Here is a 580-nt window from a genome sequence, read left to right as displayed (position 1 = left end):
CGTTGGGGGCGGTGAGGCCGTTGCTGGCGCCGTCCTGGTTGACCGCGCTGCCCCGTACGACCGCGAGGACCGGGTGTCCGTTGCGGCGGGCGTCCGACAGGCGCTCCACCAGCAGGACGCCCGCGCCCTCGGCCCAGCCGGCGCCGTCCGCCGCCGCGGAGAAGGGCTTGCAGCGGCCGTCCGGCGCCATGCCGCGCTGGCGGCTGAACTCCACGAAGACCCACGGCGTGGCCATGACGGTCACGCCGCCGGCGAGGGCCAGGGAGCACTCGCCGGAGCGCAGTGCCTGCACGGCCAGGTGCAGGGCGACAAGGGAGGAGGAGCAGGCGGTGTCGACGGTGACGGCCGGTCCCTCCAGGCCGAAGGTGTAGGCGACGCGGCCGGAGGCGACACTGCCCTGGGTGCTGGTGACGCCGTAGCCCTCGAGGCCCTCGGGTACGTCGGAGGCGGAGCCGTAGTCATGGTGCATGACGCCGGTGAACACGCCCGTCGAGCTGCCCTTCAGGGTGGCCGGGTCGATCCCGGCCCGCTCGAACACCTCCCAGGACGTCTCGAGCAGCAGCCGCTGCTGCGGGTCCAT

The 580-nt window shown here is 74.0% G+C and carries 1 protein-coding gene; it reads right to left on the bottom strand.

Going from position 1 to position 580, the window contains the following annotated elements; genetic code table 11:
• Positions 1 to 580 (bottom strand): beta-ketoacyl synthase N-terminal-like domain-containing protein (locus tag IH00_RS0135790; RefSeq protein WP_031080625.1); only part of this gene is annotated, 580 nt, incomplete at both ends.

Origin of the sequence: Streptomyces sp. NRRL S-118 (genome assembly GCF_000716335.1) — a bacterium.
Classification (GTDB): Bacteria; Actinomycetota; Actinomycetes; order Streptomycetales; family Streptomycetaceae; genus Streptomyces.
Note: the sequence above shows the minus strand (reverse complement) of the source record. Positions and strands in the feature narration are given on the sequence as shown.